This window comes from Nocardia speluncae NBRC 108251, assembly GCF_001613245.1.
GTDB classification, from domain to species: Bacteria; Actinomycetota; Actinomycetes; order Mycobacteriales; family Mycobacteriaceae; genus Nocardia; species Nocardia speluncae.
Window position 1 is genome coordinate 1 of the sequence record NZ_BDBZ01000027.1, and the last position, 20,685, is coordinate 20,685.

At 67.5% G+C, this 20,685-nt stretch carries 19 protein-coding genes; 9 read left to right on the plus strand and 10 right to left on the minus strand.

Going from position 1 to position 20,685, the window contains the following annotated elements:
• The first annotated feature begins 58 nt into the window (after positions 1–58).
• Genes NS6_RS21675 through NS6_RS21685 form a run of 3 tightly spaced genes read left to right on the plus strand, consistent with a single transcriptional unit; the run spans position 59 to position 3,108 of the window.
• Complete coding sequence (locus NS6_RS21675) at positions 59–1,138, plus strand: MCE family protein (RefSeq protein ID WP_312033507.1); 1,080 nt, start codon at positions 59–61, stop codon at positions 1,136–1,138.
• Entirely contained in the window at positions 1,135–2,316 is a 1,182-nt protein-coding gene (locus NS6_RS21680; protein WP_068044607.1) for an MCE family protein, read from the plus strand. The genes NS6_RS21675 and NS6_RS21680 overlap by 4 nt, the downstream gene beginning before the upstream one ends.
• A gap of 12 nt (positions 2,317–2,328) precedes the next feature.
• Positions 2,329–3,108, plus strand: a complete 780-nt coding sequence (locus tag NS6_RS21685) for a hypothetical protein (RefSeq protein WP_068044609.1) — start codon at positions 2,329–2,331, stop codon at positions 3,106–3,108.
• A 27-nt stretch (positions 3,109–3,135) separates the two neighbouring features.
• On the opposite strand, the gene NS6_RS21690 is transcribed toward NS6_RS21685, so the two are convergent.
• The 8 genes from NS6_RS21690 to NS6_RS21725 form a co-directional block, all read right to left on the minus strand.
• Positions 3,136–4,392: a TetR/AcrR family transcriptional regulator gene (locus NS6_RS21690; protein ID WP_068044634.1), complete on the minus strand. Its 1,257-nt coding sequence runs from the start codon at positions 4,390–4,392 to the stop codon at positions 3,136–3,138.
• Positions 4,393–4,597: 205 nt separating this feature from the next.
• The gene (locus NS6_RS21695; RefSeq protein WP_068044611.1) at positions 4,598–5,638 is read right to left on the minus strand and encodes an NAD(P)-dependent alcohol dehydrogenase; all 1,041 of its coding nucleotides are present in this window, start codon (positions 5,636–5,638) and stop codon (positions 4,598–4,600) included.
• 280 nt (positions 5,639–5,918) lie between these two features.
• Positions 5,919–7,862 (minus strand): acetoacetate--CoA ligase, encoded by a 1,944-nt coding sequence (locus NS6_RS21700; protein WP_068044613.1) that lies wholly within the window; start codon positions 7,860–7,862, stop codon positions 5,919–5,921.
• A 342-nt stretch (positions 7,863–8,204) separates the two neighbouring features.
• Complete coding sequence (locus tag NS6_RS21705; RefSeq protein WP_068044615.1) at positions 8,205–9,041, minus strand: HpcH/HpaI aldolase/citrate lyase family protein; 837 nt, start codon at positions 9,039–9,041, stop codon at positions 8,205–8,207.
• A gap of 77 nt (positions 9,042–9,118) precedes the next feature.
• On the minus strand, positions 9,119–9,649 hold the full coding sequence (locus NS6_RS21710; protein WP_245669452.1) for a MaoC family dehydratase: 531 nt from the start codon (positions 9,647–9,649) through the stop codon (positions 9,119–9,121).
• Entirely contained in the window at positions 9,646–10,806 is a 1,161-nt protein-coding gene (locus NS6_RS21715) for an acyl-CoA dehydrogenase family protein (protein ID WP_068044618.1), read from the minus strand. Before NS6_RS21715 ends, NS6_RS21710 begins: the two co-directional genes overlap by 4 nt.
• On the minus strand, positions 10,803–12,971 hold the full coding sequence (locus NS6_RS21720) for an acetyl/propionyl/methylcrotonyl-CoA carboxylase subunit alpha (protein ID WP_084471284.1): 2,169 nt from the start codon (positions 12,969–12,971) through the stop codon (positions 10,803–10,805). The genes NS6_RS21715 and NS6_RS21720 overlap by 4 nt, the downstream gene beginning before the upstream one ends.
• A gap of 5 nt (positions 12,972–12,976) precedes the next feature.
• Positions 12,977–14,596 carry a carboxyl transferase domain-containing protein gene (locus NS6_RS21725; RefSeq protein WP_068044620.1) on the minus strand — a complete coding sequence of 540 codons (1,620 nt, stop codon included), beginning with the start codon at positions 14,594–14,596 and terminating at the stop codon, positions 12,977–12,979.
• Between the two features lie 95 nt (positions 14,597–14,691).
• Between NS6_RS21725 and NS6_RS21730 the strand changes: the two genes are divergently transcribed.
• From NS6_RS21730 to NS6_RS21745, 4 genes are all read left to right on the plus strand, one after another.
• Positions 14,692–15,297, plus strand: coding sequence for an SACE_7040 family transcriptional regulator (locus tag NS6_RS21730; protein WP_068044622.1), 606 nt, complete (start codon positions 14,692–14,694; stop codon positions 15,295–15,297).
• A gap of 41 nt (positions 15,298–15,338) precedes the next feature.
• Positions 15,339–15,785, plus strand: coding sequence for a YybH family protein (locus tag NS6_RS21735; RefSeq protein ID WP_168443545.1), 447 nt, complete (start codon positions 15,339–15,341; stop codon positions 15,783–15,785).
• 143 nt (positions 15,786–15,928) lie between these two features.
• The gene (locus NS6_RS34140) at positions 15,929–16,345 is read left to right on the plus strand and encodes a hypothetical protein (RefSeq protein WP_169812503.1); all 417 of its coding nucleotides are present in this window, start codon (positions 15,929–15,931) and stop codon (positions 16,343–16,345) included.
• A gap of 49 nt (positions 16,346–16,394) precedes the next feature.
• Positions 16,395–16,856 (plus strand): VOC family protein, encoded by a 462-nt coding sequence (locus tag NS6_RS21745; protein WP_068044624.1) that lies wholly within the window; start codon positions 16,395–16,397, stop codon positions 16,854–16,856.
• A 35-nt stretch (positions 16,857–16,891) separates the two neighbouring features.
• On the opposite strand, the gene NS6_RS21750 is transcribed toward NS6_RS21745, so the two are convergent.
• Positions 16,892–18,271: an MFS transporter gene (locus NS6_RS21750; RefSeq protein WP_068044626.1), complete on the minus strand. Its 1,380-nt coding sequence runs from the start codon at positions 18,269–18,271 to the stop codon at positions 16,892–16,894.
• Positions 18,272–18,490: 219 nt separating this feature from the next.
• Complete coding sequence (locus NS6_RS21755; protein ID WP_068044628.1) at positions 18,491–18,838, minus strand: DoxX family protein; 348 nt, start codon at positions 18,836–18,838, stop codon at positions 18,491–18,493.
• A gap of 152 nt (positions 18,839–18,990) precedes the next feature.
• Between NS6_RS21755 and NS6_RS21760 the strand changes: the two genes are divergently transcribed.
• Positions 18,991–19,416 carry a PPOX class F420-dependent oxidoreductase gene (locus tag NS6_RS21760; protein WP_068044630.1) on the plus strand — a complete coding sequence of 142 codons (426 nt, stop codon included), beginning with the start codon at positions 18,991–18,993 and terminating at the stop codon, positions 19,414–19,416.
• A 154-nt stretch (positions 19,417–19,570) separates the two neighbouring features.
• Entirely contained in the window at positions 19,571–20,329 is a 759-nt protein-coding gene (gene cobM, locus NS6_RS21765; RefSeq protein WP_068044632.1) for a precorrin-4 C(11)-methyltransferase, read from the plus strand.
• Positions 20,330–20,685 lie beyond the last annotated feature (356 nt).

Sequence of the window (20,685 nt, forward strand, 5' to 3'; positions counted from 1 at the left end):
GAGGCGACGAACCGGAAAGGGTTTGGGAATACGGGGTGGGCTTATCGCACTGGTGCTGGTGGGGGTGTTGGCGGTTTCGGGGTGTGGGGCGGTGACGGTGCAGAACATCCCGATGCCGGAACCGGGTATCGGTGGCCCGGGATACACCGTGCGGGCCCGATTCGAGGATGCGTTGAACCTGCCCGACCGGGCGCATGTGAAGATCGGCGGCACCGATATCGGGGTGGTCACCGCTATTTCCACCACCGATTTCGTGGCGGATGTGAACTTGCTGATCCGTGCGGATATTCGGCTGCCCCGCGGGACCACCGCCGAATTGCGGCAGGCCACCCCGCTCGGCGATGTCTTCATCGCCATGACTCTCCCGCGGGAGGACCCCGACGCGGCTCTGCTGCGTGAAGGCGATGTCATCGATACCGACCTCACCGGTGCCGGCGCTTCGGTGGAAGAACTCATGATGTCGGTATCGCTGCTGCTCAACGGCGGGGGATTGAATCAGGCGGCCCGGATCACCGCGGAAATGGATTCGATGTTCGCCGGTCGCGCCCCGCAACTGGCGCATCTGATCACCGAGATGACCCAGGTGCTGGGCGCCCTGAACGCGCGGACCGCCGATATCGACGGTGTGTTGCACGGAGTGAACGTGCTCACCGGTGAACTGGCCGCACGGAAACAGGAATTGGGGCAGGCCGCGGACGCATTCCCCGATCTGCTGGGCCTGGTCGCGGAGAACAATCGCGATATCACCGCCCTGATCCAGAAGATTTCGGTGACCATGTCGGCGCTGGGCGATTTCACCGATACGACCGGCCCCGAATTCATCAGCCTGTTCGACAGTATCCGCGGTCTCATGGGCGGATTCACGGCGATGGGCGACAACCTGCGGCAGACCCTGGACGGATTGCACGCCCTGTACCCCTCGCTGGAACAGTCGTTCGAAGGACCGACACTGGCGGTCGCGGCGCGGGTCTCCTACCTGAGTATCGGTGCGCTCACCGATCCGGCAAAGAGCCGGCTGCCCGATGGCACCGATGTACCGGCCTTCATCGGCAGCCTCGCCCAGGTGTTGCAGAAGATCCAGGGCCGGTTGACCAGCCCGCCGCAACCCGCCCCGGCACCGCAGGAGGGGCCGCGATGAATATTCCGTTGTGGAACTGGCTGGTCCGGCACCGGATCAGGGTCGCGAATATCGGGCTCGTGGTGGTGTTGATCGCCGGTTGCGGTTACCTCGGCGCGGAAGTGCTGCGGATCAACCTGCTACCCAACAGCACCTACCGGGTGACCGTGGAACTCGCCGGGTCGGGCGGTCTGCTGGCCGACCACGATGTGAACTTCCGCGGCGCCAGGGTGGGCCGGGTGGCCGAGGTCCGGGTTTCCGATACCGGAATCGAAGCGGTCGCCGAAATCGGCTTCGGGGTGAATATTCCGGTCGGCGGCACGGTGGTGGTCGGGCGGCTGTCCGCGGTGGGGGAGCAGTACCTGGACTTCCGGCCGGATTCGGATACCGGTCCCTACCTGCGTGACGGTGACAGCGTGGAAGCCGAGCGCACCCACATTCCGGTGACGGTGCATTCGCTGCTGTCGAATATGAGCGCCATGATCAGCGGTCTCAATCCCGACCGGCTGACGGTGATCGTCGACGAATTGGACAAAGCACTGGCCGGGGGGCCGGACCGGCTGCGCAATATGATCTCCGGGATCAGCCGGGCGATGGCAGGTCTGGAAGATCTGCTGCCACAGACTCGGCAGCTCATCGAGAACCTGACAGTGATTGCCGACACCACGCAATACGCGCAACCCGATCTCAGCACTCTGACGGGTTCGGCGAGCGCGTTGTTCCAGCAGCTGACTGCCGCCGACCAGGAGGTACGGCAACTCCTGGACCTCGCGCCCGGACAACTCGCCACGCTCGGCGGCTTCCTCACCGAAACCCAGGATCCGATCACCAACCTGGTCACCAACTTCGTGGCCATCACCCGGGCCGCGAAGCTACGCCAACCCGCGATCGCGGCCCTCTTCCCGGCACTGCGGGCAGGTACTTCGGCACTGAATGTTCCGGTACACGACGGAATGTTCCACACCCTGGTCGATATCTGGCCGCGACCCACCTGCGAGTACAACACCATCCCGCTGGTTCCCACCGAACCGGTGGCCGATACCCGGGTTCGTTTGTACAACTACTGCGTGACCGACGACCCGGCCTTGCAGGTGCGTGGTTCTGCCAACGCACCGCGGCCGAACGTCCCCGACAACACTGCCGGGCCGCCGCCGGGAATCACCGGAAACGAACTGTCCCGTCCCATCCCGGGCCGTTAGGAGACGACGAGAATGACCGATAAGCCCGCCGAACCCGCCGCCGGTGAGCCTGCGGCCGAGGCGAGACCGGCGACCGGCGACATACCCGCCGAGGATGCGGTGGCGAGCGTGGCGGCGGACGATACGGCGTCAGGCGCGGATCGCCCACGGGAAGGTGCCGGAACCGCAGATTCCGTGAGCTCGGCGCCCGCGACGTTGGAAACGGAGGTGACCACAGGGCGGGGAGGGGCAACTCCGGAAGGCGCCGAGCCGGTGCGGGCCGATCCTGCGGCGCCCGGCTCGGGAGCGCGGCCACGCGTATTGCTCGGAGCGCTGGCTGTGGCGGTTCTCCTGCTGATCGGTGCGGTGGGGGCCGCAGGGTATCTGTACGTCCAGGAGCGGGACAAAGCGGAGGTGCTGGCCGCCTACGACGAGGTGCGACAGGCGGCGTGCCGTTACGCACCGGTGCTGGCCGACTACGACGCGCAGAACCTGGAACCGTATTTCTCCTCCGTCCTGGCCGGCGCCACCGGCGACTGGAAGAAGGAATTCGAGACCACCACCGGCGAACTACGAGAGGCCCTGGTAGCCGGTGAAGTCGTCTCGGCCGCCGGGGATATCCAGTGCGCGGTGAAAACCGCGGACCCCACCTCGGCCGAGGTGGTGGTGGTGATCGGGCAGACCATCACCAGTCTGGGCACCCACGGGCAGCCCGCGCCGGGGCAGCTGGCCATGGTGATGCGGATGCAGAAAACCGACGGCCGCTGGCTGGTCGATCAGATGACCTCACCGCTGGCAGAGCCGATGCAGTGACCACGGGCGCCGCCACCCGGCCGGGTATCAGCCCCCGGCGGGGTGGCCGTACAGGATGGTCTGCATGAGTAGGGTGACCCGCTCCTGAGAGGAGAGGGGGACGGTGCCGAAGGAGCGTCCGAGATCGACGACCAGGGCGAATGCGGCGTGTACCAGGAACCGTGCCTGCGGGCCGGACAGGTCCGGCCGGACCTGGCGTACCAGCCGGGCCCATTCGTCCACGCTGAGCCGCTGTACGTTGCGCAGCGCGGCGCGTTCCTCGGCGGGAACGTGCTGGAACTCGGTGTAATACACGAAGGTGAGTTCCCGTTCGGCGAACGAACCGGCCACATACTGGTCGATCAGCGAATCCAGCGCCTCTTGCGGGCCCGTGGCTGCCGCCACCGCCGGGCCGATGGCGCTCGATACCCGTTCGGCGGCGCGCCGGAACGCGGCAGTGAGTAGATCGCTCTTGCCGCGGTAGAAGCGATACACCGCCGACGCGGCGGAAAGCCCTGCGGCGGTGGCGATATCCTCCACACTCACATTGGGGTAGCCGCGGGCATGGAACAGTTCCACGCCTTTGCGCAGCAGCAGTTCGTGTTTGAACGATTCCGGTATTTCCACCGGCGGTGCGGGCGCGATATCCACCGGCGGCGGAAGGGTGAGTGCAGCGAGACCGGTGCAGGTCGAAACCAGCAGGGCGACAAGCGGTTTAGTAGGGAGCGTCGCATGGTGATCGGCAATGCTCGTGATGGCCGACAGCAGCGATATCGCCAGCACTTTGCGGTCGCCGTTGCCCAGGCCGGGGGAGTACGCGGCAAGCCGGCTCTCCAGGGCGTCCAGCACCGCTGTCTGCTGCTCGGCGCGGATCTCCCGATCCGCCGGCTCCAGATAACGACCCTCCCAGCGCACCAGCGCGACACTGGCCCGATTGGCGACGGTGACCGTGCTCAGCGCCTCGAGCACCTGTTGCAGCGCCTGCTGCGGCGGCTGCTCCGTGGCATCGGCCGGTAACCGGACGGATTCGGCCATCGCCTGGCCGACCCGCAGCGATTCCTCCTGGAACAGGGCGTACTTGCTCGGATAATGCCGGTACAGTGCGGCCGAACTGATCCCCAGGCCGCCGGCGATATCCTCCATGCTCACGCCGTGGTAGCCGAGGGAACCGAAGGCGTTGGCCGCTGCGGCGGCGATCTGCGCTCGCCGGTTCTTCGGCCGTCGCCGCACCGGGCGCGCGGGCAGATCACCCGTGGTTTTGCGGGCGTCGGCGCCGTCTCCGGCCAGGTCGTCGCGGCCGCGCATGCGCACCGCAGGCGTGGACGGCCGGGCCCGGCTGTTGTCGACGCTCATCCCGTAATCCTATCGTCGGCCGACCGGCGTCCATGCCCCGCACCCCCCGGTCAGGGCGGTATTCCGCCCTGCGGGGACCGCACGCAACACCGGTGGGCGAGTTCGCGACGGGCCGAGACCTGTCGCGAACTCGATGGTTGTTGCTGCTCCCGGTGGGTTACGGCACGACCACCGCCCGCCCGCGCAGCGTGCCGGCGGCGAGCCTGCGGTAGGCCTCCGGCGCATCATCCAGGGAAAACCGTTCGACCGCGATATCGAGGACGCCGTCGTGCGCCAGATCGATGAGCTCGATCAGTTCGGCGCGTGCGCCCCAGTAGGGCGCGGTGGCTGTCGCCTCGTACGGGCTGACGCCGAAACCGATCCGTGCGCCGGATTTACCGTCACCGATACCGACGATGGTCACATCGGAATCCACGCCGGCCACCGCCATCGCCGTATCGATGGTGGGCTGGAAACCGACGAAATCGAGTACCAGGCTCGCGCCGGCCGGGCCGGTGATCTTGCGGACCTTGCCGGCGGCGTTCGCGTCGGAGAGCACGGCCTCATGGGCGCCCACCGACCGCGCGAAGTCGAGCTTCTCGTCGTTGACGTCCAACGCGATGACCCGCGTGGAGGTCAGGTGACGCAGCAGTTGGATGGCGACATGGCCGAGGCCGCCGCTGCCGATCACCACGGTCCAGGAGCCCGGCCGTAGCTTGCCCAGCGAGCGTTTGATCGCGTGGTACGGGGTGAGGCCGGCGTCGGTGAGCGGCACGGTGGCCACCGGGTCGAGATCGCCGATCGGTACCAGGTGGCGAGGCGAATCGACGACCAGATATTCGGCGATGGCCCCCGGTGCGCCGAGGCCGGGCGGGAGAATGCGCAGTTCGGCCGCGCGGGAACAGTAGTTCTCCAGGCCCTGCGCGCAGGACCAGCAGTTCCCGCAACCCCACGGGCCGTAGACCACCACATTCGTTCCGATATCGATCCCCCGGACCCCCGCGCCGACGGCGGTGACCTCACCGGCACCTTCGTGCCCGAGGGTGAGCGGGAGCTCGATACCGAAGTTCTCCGGCGGGTTGTTCATGACGAAATCGTCGGAATGGCATACACCGGCTGCTGTCACCCGGAGCAGTACCTCACCGGGGCCGGGTTCGGGGGTGGGAATTTCGCGGACCTCCGGTTCCGCACCGACGGCCACATGCTGCAGAGCCTTCATAGCGTGCCTGTCCTCTCCCTGAGCCGAACGACTGTGTGCGTACAGGTGGAGCGGGCCTTGCTTCTGGATCAGCTCGGTCCAGGCTAGTTCGCGCATCGACCCGCCTGGTGGATTTTGCGGTTACCGGGACCTTCCCGCCGCCTCGGCGGCGCCGCACCGCGCAGGTCGGCAATCGGCGAGGTGGTTCGACCGCCCCAGGGCATATCGGCGCGTACGGTGCGAGCGCGCTGGTGGTGTTCGTAGCGGCGTGCGATCCGGATGCCGCCGGACAGGTATGCGATCAGCGGGTGCCGGGCGGGCGGATTTCGCTGTACCAGTCGAGTAGCGCTGGGTCGTCGACGGCGCTGCGTTCGACCACTCGTGCCGGATCGGCGCCCTGGAACAGGCGTTTGATCGGCACCTCGAGTTTCTTACCGGTACGGGTGTGCGGGATGGCGGGAGCGGCCAGGATCTCGTCGGGGACGTGGCGCGGTGAAACCTCGGTGCGGATCACCTCCTTGATCCTGTCGCGCAGGCCGTCGGTGAGTTCGGTGCCGGGGGCGAGTACGACGAACAGCGGCATCCAGTAGCCGCCGTCCGGCTGCTCCGCACCGATGACCAGGGCTTCGCTGATTTCGGGCAGCCGTTCCACCGCCTGATAGATATCGGCGCTGCCCATCCGGATGCCGTGCCGGTTGAGGGTGGAATCGGAGCGGCCGTGCACCACCACGCTGCCGTGGCGGGTGCGGGTGATCCAGTCGCCGTGCCGCCAGACGCCGGGATAGGTGTCGAAGTAGGCGTCGTGGTAGCGGGTGCCGTCGGGGTCGCGCCAGAAACGGATCGGCATGGACGGCATGGGTGCCGTGACCACCAGTTCGCCGACCTCATCGCGTACCGGCTGCCCGGCCTCATCGTAGGCGTCCAACGCGACCCCCAGATACGGCGCCGACAGCTCGCCCGGCCATACCGGAACCGTGCGTACCCCGCCCGCGAATGCCGACACCACATCCGTGCCGCCACTGATGGACGCCACCGGAACGCCACCGGCGTTCTGCTGCAACCACAGTGAGGACGAAGGGGGGAGCGAAGAACCGGTGATTCCGATGAGCCGCAGCGCGGACAGGTCGTGCTCGGTGGCGGGTACCGATCCCGCCTTCATACAGCCCAGGACGTAACCCGGGCTGGTACCGAGCACGGTGGTGCCGGTGCGGGCTGCGATTTCCCACAGGGTGTCGGGTCGCGGATGGGCGGGGCTGCCGTCGTAGCAGACGATGGTGGCGCCGGTGAGCAGGCCGGCGATCTGGAAGTTCCACATCATCCAGCTCGGGCTGGTGTACCAGAGGAACGTGTCGTCGAGTCCGATATCGAATTGCAGAGCAACGGCTTTGAGGTGTTCCAGGACCACGCCGCCGTGGCCGTGCACGATTCCCTTGGGCAGCCCGGTGGTGCCGGAGGAGAAGACGATCCACAGCGGGTGCGCGAAATCGACCGTTTCGGTTTCCGGGAGGGTGTGCCCGGCCGGGTCGGCGGCCACCGCCCACGGTGTGCTGCCGGGGACCTCGATACCCAGGCGGGAGACCACGACCGTGGCCTCCAAGGTTTCCAGGCCGGCGCGCAGCGCGGCGATATCGGCGCTCTTGTCGTGTGCACTACCGCCGTAGCGGTAGCCGTCGGCGGTGACCAGAACCGTGGGCTCCAGCTGACCGAGCCGGTCCAGGGCGGCTTTGGCCGAATAGTCCTGACCACAGGCACTCCACACCGCGCCGACCGCCGCGGTGCCCAGGAAGGCGATCACGGTCTCGGTGATGTTCGGCAGATAGCCGATTACCCGGTCGCCGGGCCGGACACCCAGTTCACGCAGCGTCCGCGCGAACGCGGCCACTCCGGCGAGTAGTTCGGCCCAGGAGGTTTCGGTGACGTCCGCGGTACCCTCCGTGACCTGCACTATCGCCGGCCGGTCGGTACGGGCTTGCGTGATCACCCGGTCTACATAGTTCAGGGTGGTCCCGGGAAACCATTGCGCACCCGGCATATCGGACCGGGCCAATACTTCACCCGCGACGGGCCCGAGGTCGAAGTAATCCCAGAGCGCCGCCCAGAAATCGGCGATATTGTCCACCGACCAACGCCACAGGCCGTGATAGTCCGGTAACTCGGTGCCGGTCCGTGTTTCGACGAAGCGGGCGAAATCCGTAACCCGGGCGTCGGCGATATCCCGTGCGCTGGGGACCCACTGTGGTTCCACCGCGGCAACCTCCTGTGTTCGATCGTTACGTATTCTCGCGCCGGCGCAGTTCGCGGATCGATCGCCGCCGTTGGTTGGGCGGCGTCTCCCGTCCCGGCCCCGTGGTCGCTTCGGCGCTCGCTGTTGCCGCATCGCCGCCCGCGGACAGCGGGAACGGCCAGAAGCATTTCCGGGTCGCGCTGAACATCGGCGCTGAGGCGGCCTGCAGACGCGACCTTCCCGCCGCATGGGCAGTGAACTGTGCCGGGCCCGGACGGCCGCTCTCGGTGCAGTGGCGCCGGAGCCGGGCCGGCCGGCCGGAACCCGGGCTGCCTCGTTGTTCGGTGAGGTACCGCCTGCATATCAGCCGGCGGCCCGGTTGCCGCCGCGCTGAAGGATCTGCTCGGCGTGCCGCAGCAGCGGCGCGTCCACCATGCGGCCCTCGTAGGTGAAGACGCCGCGGTGGTTCGGGGCGGCGGCGAGTACCCCTTCGGCCCAGGCGAACTCCTCGGGCGACGGGGCGTAGGCCGCGCGGATCACCGGGATCTGGGATGGGTGGATGGCGACCTTGATATCGAAACCCACGGCGACCGCGTCTTCGGCTTCGACGCGCAGACCGTCGAGGTCGCGGATATTCAGGTACACCATGTCCAGCGCGAGCCGCCCGTACGCCTTGGCGGTGAGCAGGCCGGCGTTGCGTAGCTGCAACGCCACGTCGCGGTAGCTGCCATCGGGTCGCCGGGTGCCGGTACCGCCCATGGCGGCGACGAGGTCTTCGACCCCGCACATCACGCCCGAGGTGTTGGGTGCGGCGGCTATCGATTCGATGGCCAGCGCGCCCACGGGCGATTCGATCAGGGCGAAGACGTCGTAGCCGGTGAGGCCGGTGACCTGTGCGGCCGACTCGGCTTTCGGCAGCATGATCAGTGTGTATTCGGTGCTGCGCAGGGCCTGTAGGTCCAGGTCGTGCGCGGTGGTGCCGGCCGGGTTGACCCGCACCACTGTGGTGGCCGGGTCGAGCGGAGTTTCGACAAGTGCCTTACGGGCGGCAGGTTTATCGGCCGGTGCGACACCGTCCTCGAGGTCGAGGATCACCACGTCCGCGGCGTCGGCGGCCTTGCGGTACCGCTCGGGGCGGTCGGCCGGGCAGAACAGCCAGGCCGGTCCGGCGGGTTGCCACTCGGTATCTGGAACTGTCACCGGTTTCTCCTCTTGTATGCCCGAGCGCTACCCGGATACGCCTTGCTCGTCCCGCATGGTCCGATCCAGTGCGGAGTTCACGCCTGCCCCGCCGGACGCATCCGGATCATGGCGTGCCGGACGGCGATACCCACGATGGTGCCGTGCTGGTTGCGCGCGACATGCCGGAACGTGACCACGCCCTGTCCCGGCCGGCTCTTCGATTCGCGTTTCTTCAGGACCACGGATTCGACGTAGACGGTGTCGCCGTGGAACAGCGGCGCCGGGAACTTCACCTCCTCGAAACCCAGGTTGGCGACCGTGGTGCCCTGGGTGAGGTGCGCGACCGCCAGCCCGACCATCGTGCCCAGGGTGAAAAGCGAGTTCACCAGCCGTTCGTGAAACGGCTCCTGGGCGTCGCTGTAGGCCTTGTCGATGTGCAGGCCCTGATTGTTCATGGTCAGGGTGCTGAACAGCACATTGTCGGTTTCGGTCATGGTGCGGCCGGGCCGGTGCTCGTAGAGCACACCGGTTTCCAATTCCTCGAACCACAGACCGGACTGTACGACCCGTTTCAGGCCGGTGGTGTCGTGCTCGACATTTTTGGTGATCTTGTCCTCGCCGCTCACAGCCCGAGCTCCCGTCCGATCAGCATCAGTTGTACTTCCGTGGTGCCCTCGCCGATCTCCAGGATCTTGCTGTCCCGGTAGTGGCGGGCCACCGGGTATTCGTTCATGAACCCGTAGCCGCCGAAGATCTGTGTGGCATCCCGGGCGTTGTCCATCGCGGCCTCGCTGGCCACCAGTTTGGCGATGGCAGCCTGCTTCTTGAACGGTTTCCCGGACAGCATGAGCGCCGCGGCGTCGTAGTAGGCGGTGCGGGCGGTATGCGCGCGGGCCTCCATCCGGGCGATTTTGAAGGCGATAGCCTGGTTGCTGCCGATCGTCGCGCCGAACGCCTCGCGTTCACCGGCGTAACGGACGCTTTCGTCCACACACCCCTGGGCCGCCCCCACCGAGAGCGCGGCGATGGCGATCCGGCCCTCGTCCAGGATGCGCAGGAAGTTGGCGTAGCCGCGGCCGCGTTCCCCGAGCAGGTTCTCCTTGGGTACCCGTACATCGGTGAAGGTGAGCGGATGGGTGTCCGAGGCGTTCCAGCCGACCTTGTTGTAGGCAGGTTCGGCGGTGAAGCCGGGGGTATCGGCGGGTACCAGGATGGTGGAGATCTCCTTTTTGCCGCCGGTCTGCCCGGTCACCGCGGTCACGGTCACCAGGGCGGTGATATCGGTGCCGGAATTGGTGATGAACTGCTTGTTGCCGTTGATGATCCAGCTGTCGCCGTCCTCGACGGCGGTGGTCCGGGTACCGCCGGCGTCGCTACCTGCGCCGGGTTCGGTGAGCCCGAAAGCACCCAGGTTCTCCCCACTGGCGAGCCGGGGCAGCCATTGCTGTTTCTGTTTTTCGTTACCGAACCGGTAAACGGGCATGGCGCCCAGCGAAACCCCGGCCTCCAGGGTGATCGCGACGCTCTGATCGATTTTGCCCAGTTCCTCCAGCGCCAGGCACAGCGCGAAATAGTCGCCGCCCATCCCGCCGTACTCCTCGGGGAACGGCAACCCGAACAGGCCCATCTTCGCCATCCCCGCGACAACCTCGTACGGGAAACTGTGCTCGGCATCGTGTTGTGCCGCCACGGGCGCGACGACCTGGTTCGCGAATTCCCGTACGGTCAGCGCGAGGTCGCGGTAGTGGTCGGGCAGGGTGCCGGTGGACAGGAAATCGCTCACCTTTGCCTCTTCTCGTTCTCGGAGTGATACAGGGCCGCCGCGCCATCCGGTGTCGACCCTGCGGTCGTCGATCCCGGGGAGACCATTCGGGATCGGTCGTCGCCGGCCCCCGGGACCGCGCCTGCGGATCCTGCTCCCACAGGCTCGACGTGGACCCGGGCGAGTACCTCGTCGAGCCGCACCGAAGCGCCGGCCGCCACCAGGATCTCGACCGTGCCGGCGAGCGGTGCCGTGAGCGAATGCTCCATTTTCATCGCCTCGACCACCAGGATCGGATCGCCGGCCGCCACCGTCGCGCCGCTTTCCGCGGCGACCGCGAGCACGGTTCCGGGCATCGGGCTGCGGATCTCGGCGTCGTGCACCGCGGCGGTGTCGGCCCGGACCGATTCCTCGGCCAGCTCCCGCACCGCCGCAACTCCGCCCGGCCCGGCCACCCAGAGGGTGCCGTCCGACTCCGCGACCCGGTAACCGCGCCGCAAGCCGTCGAGGGTGAGGGTGAGGGTGCGAACGGAATCGTCCGAATCCTGCCCGGCTGCTGCCCCTCCCGGTTCCGCTGTCACCGATACCGGTTCGGCGTCCTCCACGCGCAGATCGGCCGAACCCGGGGTGCCCGTGAGATAGACGTGCACGATGCGATCGCCACCGGCCAGCCGGACCCGGATCGGTGCGGCCGCGCCCACCCGCCACCCGGTCGGGAAGGACCAAAGGTCGGCCGGCCCTGACGGCCACTGCCGCAGCCAGCGGTACACGGCGGCGGCCGCGAAAACATCGTCGGAGACCGGATCCGGCGCGAAATCGCCGGCCCGCCGGTCCAGGAGCGCGGTATCCAGGCGACCCGCCACCACATCGGGGTCGGCCAGCAGGAAACGCAGGAAATCGGTGTTGGTGCGCACTCCGAGCACCGCGGTCTCGGCGAGCGCCCGGTCCAGCGCGGCCAGCGCGGCCGCGCGGTCGGGACCGTGGGCGATGACCTTCGCGAGCATCGGATCGTAATCGCTGCCCACCACGGTGCCCACCGCGAGCCCGGAATCCACCCGCACACCCGGGCCGGCCGGTTCCTGCACATCGAGGACGGTGCCGCCCGTCGGCAGGAAACCGCGACCGGGATCCTCCGCGTACACCCGCGCCTCGACCGCATGACCGTGCAGCCGGATATCGCCCTGCTCCAGCCGGATCCGCTGCCCGGCGGCGATGCGAACCTGGCATTCCACCAGATCGAATCCGGTCACCAGTTCGGTCACCGGATGTTCCACCTGCAGGCGGGTGTTCATCTCCATGAAGAAGAACTCGTCCGGGCGGTCGGCGGAGACGATGAATTCCACCGTGCCCGCGCCCACATAGTCCACGCTGCGCGCGGTAGCGCAGGCGGCGGCGCCGATCCGGGCGCGCGTCTCGGGCTCCAGCAGCGGTGAAGGTGCTTCCTCGATCACCTTCTGATGCCGGCGCTGCAGACTGCATTCCCGTTCACCCAGATGCAGCACGGTGCCGTGTGTATCGGCCAGGATCTGCACCTCGATATGCCGCGGACGGGTGACGAACCGCTCCAGAAACAGGGTGTCGTCACCGAACGCGGAAGCGGCCTCGCGGCGGGCGCTGACCAGGGCGGCGGGCAGATCGGCGGGGTCGTCTACCCGCCGCATACCCTTGCCGCCGCCGCCCGCGGACGGTTTGACCAGTACTGGATAGCCGATATCGGCGGCGGCGGCGATGAGCCGGTCGTCCGTCAGACCTGGTTCGGCGATGCCCGGGACCACCGGCACACCAGAGGCGGACACCGTGGTCTTCGCGGTGATCTTGTCGCCCATGACCTCGATCGCCTTCGCGGGCGGACCGAGGAAAACGACCCCGGCGGCGTCCAGCGCGGCCGCGAAAGCAGCGTTCTCGGAGAGGAATCCGTATCCCGGATGCACGGCCCCGGCGCCGGTGCGGCGGGCGGCATCCACGATGCGGTCGATATTCAGATAGCTGTCGCGGGCCGCGGCCGGTCCCAGCCGGACCGCGATATCGGCGGCCCGGACATGCGCGGCGTGTGCGTCGGCATCGCTGTACACGGCCACCGACCGCAAACCCATGGTGCGCAGGGTGCGGATGACGCGGACAGCGATCTCACCGCGATTGGCCACCAGTACGGTGTCGAACGGGAGGGGCTGGTTGTTGTTCAGCACAGTGATCACATCCGGAAGACGCCGTAGGAGACCGGGTCCAGTGGCGCCTGGGCGCACACCGAGAGGGCCAGTCCGAGCACGGTCCTTGTATCGGCCGGGTCGATGACCCCGTCGTCCCAGAGCCGGGCGGTCGAATAGTAAGGATTGCCCTGCGCTTCGTATTGGCGCCGGATCGGTTCCTTGAACGCCTCCTGATCGGCGTCGTTCCAGGGCCGGCCGTTGCCGTCGAGTTGGTCGCCGCGCACGGTGGCCAGCACCGACGCCGCCTGCTCACCGCCCATCACCGAGATTCGTGCGTTCGGCCACATCCACAGGAACCGCGGTGAATAGGCCCGACCGCACATCGAATAGTTCCCGGCACCGTACGAGCCGCCGATCACCACGGTCAGTTTCGGCACCCGGGCGCACGCCACCGCGGTGACCATCTTGGCGCCGTGTTTGGCGATCCCGGAGGCCTCGTAATCGCGCCCGACCATGAACCCGGTGATGTTCTGCAGGAACAGCAGTGGAATCCTGCGCTTATCGCACAGTTCGATGAAATGTGCGCCCTTCATAGCGGATTCGCCGAACAGCACACCGTTGTTGGCGACAATACCCACCGGGTGTCCGTGGATATGTGCGAAACCGGTGACCAGGGTGGTCCCGTATTCGGCTTTGAACTCGTGGAATCCGATGTTGCCGTCCGGGCCGGCATCGACGAGGCGGTGGATGACCTCGCGCACGTCGTAGGGGGTGCGCAGATCCACCGGGACCACGTCGTAGAGGTCGTCGGCGGGGACGGCGGGCTCGCGGGCTTCCCGTACCTCCCACGCGGGTTCGGGCCGCGGTCCGAGCGTATCGACGATCCGGCGCACGATTCGCAATGCGTCCCGATCGTCCTCGGCCAGATGGTCGGTGACCCCCGAAGTACGCGAGTGCAGGGCGCCACCGCCGAGTTCCTCGGCCGTCACCACCTCGCCGGTCGCGGCCTTCACCAGCGGTGGGCCGCCGAGGAAGATCGTGCCCTGATTCCGCACGATCACCGCCTCGTCGCTCATCGCGGGCACATACGCCCCGCCGGCGGTGCACGACCCCATCACCGCGGCGATCTGCGCGATCCCTTGCGCGCTCATGGTGGCCTGGTTGTAGAAGATCCGGCCGAAATGCTCGCGGTCGGGGAACACTTCGTCCTGTTCGGGCAGGTAGGCGCCGCCCGAATCGACCAGGTACACGCACGGCAGGTTGTTGTGCAGCGCCACCTCCTGGGCGCGCAGATGCTTTTTCACCGTGACCGGGTAGTAGGTGCCGCCCTTGACCGTGGCGTCGTTGGCGACGATCACGCATTCGCGGCCCGCCACCCGCCCGATACCCGTGATGATCCCCGCACCCGGCGATTCGTCCCCGTACATGCCGCCTGCGGCCAGCGGCGAAAGTTCCAGGAACGGGCTGCCCGGGTCGAGCAGTTGATCCACCCGATCACGCGGCAGCAGTTTGCCGCGGTCGATATGGCGCTGCCGGGCCTTCTCGGGGCCACCGCGGGCTGTCTCGGCGAGGCGGCGGCGCAACTCGTCTACCAGGGCCTGATTGGCGGCCCGGTTATCGGTTGCCGGCCGGGCGGCGGACGCGGGGCTCGCGGTGCGGGTCATCGCATGATCCTGCCCATCTGAGTTAATCGCTGATAACTGGAATTCAGGTTAATCTTGACTAACCGAGTTGTCCAGAGAATGCCGAAGGAGTACGGGTGACCAGCGCCGATTCTGCCACCCCGACGAACCGGGAGCTGCGCAAACAGCAGCGCCGCGACCAATTATTGGCCGCCGGCGCCCGGCTGATCGCCGAACGCGGCTACCTCGGAATGCGCTTGGACGATCTCGGCGCGGCGGTCGGGATCAGCGGCCCCGCGGTATACCGGCACTTCCCCAACAAGGAAGCGCTCCTCGTCGAACTCCTCGTCGGCATCAGCCGCCGCCTCCTCGACGGCGGCACCGCGGTCGCCACCGAAGCGGCCGATCCGTCCGACGCCCTGGCCGGCCTGGTCGATTTCCACCTCGACTTCGCCCTCGGCGACCCTGAACTCATCCGCATCCAGGACCGCGACCTCGACAACGTCCCGCTCCCGGCCCGCCGCGAGATCCGCCGCACCCAGCGCCGCTACGTGGAGATCTGGGTCCGGATCCTCTGCGAACTGACCCCGGATCTCGACGAGGCAACCGCCCGTATCCAGGCCCACGCAGTCTTCGGTCTGCTCAACTCCACCCCCCACAGCGCCGGCCCGGCCCGCGACCGCACCCGGCCGGTCCTGCGGTCGATGGCATTGGCCGCACTGACGGGCCCGCTACCCGACTGAGGGCTCTGGAGACCGGCATGCAGCGGCGTAGCATCCGGGGAGTGAGTCTTCTCGAGCACGCTGCGCCCGGCGTCCGGCCGACAGCTGGAATATCCGGCGACGACGCGACGACGACTGCTGAGATCGAAGCTCTTTTCCGGCAACTGGAATCAGCGTTGGAGGCGAAGGACGCGGCAGCGTTCGACCAGGTGTTCACCGAAGACGTCGTCTTCATCACCCCGGCGGGCGCGATTTTCCGGGGGTGGGATGAATTGCACGGCTACCATCGCGCTCGCCTCGGTGACAGCCCCGACGCGCGAGCCCGTTTCGAGTTGCTCGCGCTACGCCTTCTGACGCCCGACCACGCAATCGTCAACGTCGAGCAAGCCCTGCATACCGCAGAGTTTTCGCTCGCCAACCGAGGCACCTGGGTCCTGCTGCGGCGTGACCGGACCTGGTGGGTGTGTTCGGTGCACAACACCAATATCGCGGGGTCGGCCAAGAGCTGAACAAACGCCCGTCGGCAGAGTGGTGGCCAGAGAGTGTGTCCCCCAGGTGATTTATTCGGCGGCGGCCTGTCGACGATATCGCCGCGCTCGACCTCACGGCGCTTCGAGAGCGGGATCTCACCCCCGCGACCCGGGTCTTGCTGGTGTTGCAGCGCATCGCACCCAAGAATCCGGCGTTGGGACGCGATATGCTGGACTGGCTCGAAGACCTGCGTGAACTGGAGTCCGGCCCGGACCCCCTCGGCGAGTACCTGACCGTCCTGACCTACATCATGAGGGTCGGCGAGACCCCCGAGACCGACCTCGCGGCAGTATTCGAGCGGCTCGGTCCGCGAGCGAAGGAGGCGATCGTGACAACAGCAGAAACCATCGAAGCCCGCGGAGAAGCGCGCGGAGAAGCCCGCGGACGGGCAGCAGCACTGCTCGAGTTGATGACCGCCAAATTCGGTCCGCTACCGGCCGCCGCCGGCCGGCGTGTCCGCTCTGCAGACCCCGAGCAGGTGCGGACCTGGACAGTGCGAGTACTGACAGCGACCACTCTCGACGAGCTACTGACCTGAGCCCGGTGACCGTGGCGGAGGAGCGTCCACAACTAGGAGGGTACGAACAATGGCCGGTCACGACGCACTTCCCGCCCCGGACCACGGACTCTTCGTCACCCACTTTCTGACCGTGCGCGATGTCGCCCCCGCACGTGCTTTCTATGCGGAGATCTTCGGCGGCGAAGTGGTCCTCGAGGAAAACCCCGCGATCGTCAAGGTCGCCAACAGCTGGATCATCATGAACCCGGGCGGCGGCCCTACCCCGGATAAGCCCGGCATCACGCTCCGGCCGCCCGAGCCGGGAGATACGGTGTCGGCATTCCTCAATATCAGGGTGGCCGATATCGCCGCGTTCCATGCGGATGCGGTGGCCAAGGGCGCCGAATTCGTGACCGAACCGATCGACCGCAAAGCCGAGATCCGATGCTACCTGCGGGATCCCGACGGTTACCTGATCGAGGTCGGCCAGGCCACCGGCATGCTCGAAGGTATCTTCGCGGACCCACCTGCCGACGGAACTCCTGCCTGAGCGCGGTACGCGTCGCTTCCTCGCGATATCTGTTGTCAGAGCCGGGCGGTTGCAGTTGTGTCGCGAGCCGCATCGGCTCGGTCGATATCTGTCAGGTCGAAACCCTTGGTTTCCCGCGCTACCAGCACCGCGACCGCGGTCACTGCGGCCGCCGCAGCCAGGTAGACGGCGATCGGGACCGGGGAGTCGAAGGTGTCCAGGAGTTTCACCGCGATCACCGGGGCCAGTGAGCCCGCGATGATCGAGGTGACCTGGTAGCCGAGGGATACGCCGGAATAGCGCATCCGGGTCGGGAACATTTCCGCCATGATCGCCGGTTGCGGGGCGTACATGAAGCCGTGCGCGATAAGGCCCAGGATGATTGCCGCAGTGATTATCCAGCCGTTGCCGGTGTCCATCATCGGGAACGCGATGAAGCCCCACAGCCCCGCGCCGATCGTGCCCACCAGATAGACCGGACGCCGGCCGATCCGGTCGGTGAGAGCGCCGATCAGCGGGATCACCGCGAAATGCACGGCATGGGCAGCCAGCAGCCACCACAGGATGTCGTCGGTCGCCATATCGTGCTGGACCTTCAGATAGGTGATGGTGAAGGTGACGACCAGGTAGTACATGATGTTCTCGCCGAAGCGCAGGCCCATCGCGGTGAGCACGCCGCGCGGATACCGCTTCAGAACCTCGATCGCACTGAAGGACGAGGTCTTTACCTGTTCGGCTTCCTTCTGCGCCGCGGTGAAGATCGGTGCATCGGTCACCTTGGTGCGGATGTAGTAGCCGATCAGTACCACCACCGCGGACAACCAGAACGCGATCCGCCAGCCCCAGGACAGGAAATCGTCCTCGGACAGGAGGGTGGTGAGTACCAGCAGGACGACGGTCGCCAGCAGATTGCCGCCGGGCACACCGGATTGCGGCCAGCTGGCCCAGAAACCGCGACTCTTGTCCGGGCTGTGCTCGGCCACCAGCAGGACGGCGCCGCCCCATTCCCCGCCGACCGCGAACCCCTGTAGGAAGCGCAGGATGACCAGGAGGGCGGGCGCCAGGTAGCCGATCTGGCCATAGGTGGGCAGGCAGCCCATCAGGAAGGTGGCCAGACCGACCAGGATCAGGCTGAACTGCAGGAGTCGCTTGCGGCCGTATTTGTCGCCGAAGTGCCCGAAGACGATGCCGCCGAGCGGGCGGGCAGCGAACCCGACCGCATAAGTAAGGAAGGCTTTCAGGATCGCGTCGAGTTCGCTGTCGGATTCCGGGAAGAAGATCTTGCTGAACACCAGCGTCGCCGCGGTGCCGTAGAGGAAGAACTCGTACCACTCCACCACGGTCCCGGCCATGGAGGCGGCGACCACCCGCCGCAACCCACCCCGCTCCGGTGGTGAGTCGCCGTCGGCCTGTTTCGCACCGTCCACCACGCTCATCGCCCACTCCTCACGCGCTGCGGCCCCGACCCGGAGGGCTATTCGGAGTATGGCCCGGATGAGGACGCTGCATCGGCAATTCGGCGCGGTTTGTTCGTACGGAGTCCGGTCAGCGGGAACGGTGGTCCACGACGGCCTCGGGTCTGCCCGCGGGGCTCCCGGGCGACGATCGGCGCTTGTCCGGAACCCGGCCGATCCGGGTTCGTCATCCGCGCCGGGTTACCGGGCGAGTTGCAGGGCAAGCGTCGCGGCGACCGGAAGCAGGTACAGCAGCGGGAAGACCGAGGTCTTGTACGAGCGTGCGCGTAAGGCCGTCGCGTTGGCGCCGAGGAAGTAGAGGATCAGGCCGACCGCGGCGGCGATTCCGAGCGCGGGCAGCGCGAAACCCGCCACCAGCCCGAGTGCCCCGGCAGTCTTGGCTGCGGCCAGCCGGTTCCACCACGACCGCGGCACACCGTATTGCTCGAGCGGTTCGACGACGAATTGCTGCTTCGAGAACAGTGAGTAACCCGAGAACCCGACCCATAGAGCGGTCAGTATTCCGACTGTGTAGTAAGCGATGTCCATCTCGCCCCAATCTCTCTGGGGCCGGCGTATCACCGGCGGGTATCTGGTCGACGACGCCGGCAACCCGGGTGTGACATCGCCGTGGCGGCCTCGGCTCGCCGCGCCGCGAAACATGCCCGCGCAGCGGTCGCGTCGCCCCTAGGGTGATCCGTATGGCCTCGCTTTCCGATCCCAAGGTGCGCGAATTCCTCAGCTACGGAACCCGCACCGCCAAGGTGGCGTTCACCGCTGGTGACGGGCGTCCGGTGGTGACCCCGGTCTGGTTCCTTCTCGACGGGGACGAAATCGTGTTCAACACCGGAAAGAACACCGCGAAGGGAAAGGCGTTGCAGCGTGACCCCCGGGTCGCGCTGGTGGTGGATCTCGAGGAACCGCCCTATGCGGCCGTGCAGATCCAGGGCACGGCCACCTTGTCCGAGGATCCGGCCGAACTGCTGCGGACGGCGACCGCGATCGGTGGCCGTTATATGGGTACGGCCCGCGCCGACGAGTTCGGCCGCCGCAACGGTGTACCCGGTGAACTCCTGGTGCGGGTACAGCCGGCAAAGGTCATCGCCTTCTTCGACGCCGTCGGCTGAGCCGGGCGGTCGTCCGCCCGTGTCTCCGGCAGTGACCCCGGACCGGCTCCGGTGATCGCGGCGATGCGTCGAGTACTCGAACGCGCGGCCCATTTTGCCCGGCGTGCGTGGGCGGGGGCTCGGGGGAAGGTGTCGCCGGTCCTATGCTCGACGGATGACCGTGCACTTCATCGGGGCCGGGCCCGGCGCCGCCGACCTGCTGACCGTGCGTGCGGTGGAGCTGCTGCGGCGGTGCCCGGTATGCCTGTATCCGGGGACCTACCTGGACCCCGAGGTGATCGCGCACTGTGCCCCCGGTACGGAGTTGATCGATACCCAGCGGCTGGACCTCGACGAGATCACCGGGCATCTGGTGCGGGCGACCGCGGCCGGGCGGGAGGTGGCGCGGTTGTGCTCCGGCGATACCTCTCTCTATTCCGCTCTCACCGAGCAGACGCGCCGGCTCGACGCGGCGGGCGTGCCGTGGGATATCACCCCGGGGGTCCCCGCGTATGCCGCCGCGGCGGCTTTGCTGGGCGCGGAGCTGACGGTTCCCGAGGTCGTTCAGTCGGTGGTGCTGACTCGGATGCAGGCCCGTTCGACGGCGATGCCGGATGCCGAGGCGCTGTCCGGTTTCGCCCGGACCGGCGCCACGCTGGCCCTGCATCTGGCTGTTACCCGTACTCGGGAGCTGGCGGCGGAACTGGCCGAGTACTACGGGGCCGGGTGTCCGGTTGCGGTGGTGTACCGGGCCAGCCAGCCGGATCAGACTGTGCTGCGCGGCACTCTCGCCGATATCGCAGATCAGGTCGAGGCGGCCGGGCTGCGGCAGGCCGCGGTGATCTTGGTCGGCCGGGCGCTGGACCCGGGTACGGCCTGTGCGCAATCCCACCTTTACGACCCGGCACGTGACCGTGCCCACCTCACCGGATAGACCCGGATGAGTCCGCGGTGAGTGCCCACCGCGGGACCTGCCCGGACACCCCGGCGCCCACCGTGCAGGCCACGGCCTGCACCTGCGTAACGCGGTTGGTGTGGCGCCGGTCCGACGGTAGATTGAATCGGTGGTCAGGAGTCGGCGCGCGGGTGCGGGTACACGGTGTCCTACGGCACCGGCGGTGCCGAGTGGTGCCGGGCGTCCGATGTAACGTCCCCGGCCCGATAAACGGATACTTCCGATGGACATTTCTGCCTGATCGAACAAGAAGTGGACCTGGAACAGCGGACATCGCGCTACGGGCGGTGCGCGTCGCGACCAGGTGGTAACGGGAAGCGCACGCGTGCGTTCCG

What these genes read in the sequence shown, in the direction of transcription:
- NS6_RS21680 (WP_068044607.1), top strand. Translation starts at nt 1,135, where the DNA reads ATGAATATTCCGTTGTGGAACTGGCTGGTCCGGCACCGGATCAGGGTC.
- NS6_RS21685 (WP_068044609.1), top strand. Translation starts at nt 2,329, where the DNA reads ATGACCGATAAGCCCGCCGAACCCGCCGCCGGTGAGCCTGCGGCCGAG.
- NS6_RS21690 (WP_068044634.1), bottom strand. Translation starts at nt 4,392, where the DNA reads ATGCGCGGCCGCGACGACCTGGCCGGAGACGGCGCCGACGCCCGCAAA.
- NS6_RS21695 (WP_068044611.1), bottom strand. Translation starts at nt 5,638, where the DNA reads ATGAAGGCTCTGCAGCATGTGGCCGTCGGTGCGGAACCGGAGGTCCGC.
- NS6_RS21725 (WP_068044620.1), bottom strand. Translation starts at nt 14,596, where the DNA reads ATGACCCGCACCGCGAGCCCCGCGTCCGCCGCCCGGCCGGCAACCGAT.
- NS6_RS21745 (WP_068044624.1), top strand. Translation starts at nt 16,395, where the DNA reads ATGGCCGGTCACGACGCACTTCCCGCCCCGGACCACGGACTCTTCGTC.
- NS6_RS21750 (WP_068044626.1), bottom strand. Translation starts at nt 18,271, where the DNA reads ATGAGCGTGGTGGACGGTGCGAAACAGGCCGACGGCGACTCACCACCG.
- NS6_RS21755 (WP_068044628.1), bottom strand. Translation starts at nt 18,838, where the DNA reads ATGGACATCGCTTACTACACAGTCGGAATACTGACCGCTCTATGGGTC.
- NS6_RS21760 (WP_068044630.1), top strand. Translation starts at nt 18,991, where the DNA reads ATGGCCTCGCTTTCCGATCCCAAGGTGCGCGAATTCCTCAGCTACGGA.
- cobM (WP_068044632.1), top strand. Translation starts at nt 19,571, where the DNA reads ATGACCGTGCACTTCATCGGGGCCGGGCCCGGCGCCGCCGACCTGCTG.